This window comes from Streptomyces sp. P9(2023) (assembly GCF_032436795.1).
GTDB lineage: Bacteria > Actinomycetota > Actinomycetes > Streptomycetales > Streptomycetaceae > Streptomyces.
The window spans coordinates 1-258 of the sequence record NZ_JAUPWM010000624.1 but is presented as its reverse complement, the minus strand read 5'-3'; the positions used below and the strand labels follow the sequence as shown (position 1 = coordinate 258).

At 39.9% G+C, this 258-nt stretch carries 1 protein-coding gene; it reads left to right on the top strand.

All coding sequences use genetic code 11. From position 1 onward, the window contains the following. Positions 1-24 precede the first annotated feature (24 nt). Positions 25-258 (top strand): hypothetical protein (locus Q5762_RS38935; protein WP_315897044.1); only part of this gene is annotated, 234 nt, incomplete at its 3' end.

The window sequence follows — 258 nt, the reverse complement described above, 5'->3', positions numbered from 1 at the left end:
TGATGCGGACGGTTTGGAAAGTATATGACTGAGCAAAATAAGTTAGCCGTTTATGTCGGGCCTTATAGTTTTCCAAAAGGTGGCGCTGCAGCTAAAAGAATTTATGGTAATTGTGTAACGCTTAGTCAACTGGGCTATAAAGTTAAGGTCGTGTCTGGACAAGTGCCTCCTGATGGTATTGCTGAAGGTGATTACAAAAATATCCCCGTAATTTCATTGAATGAAAGGTTGTATGAAAAGCTCCCCAGGTTTTTTAAA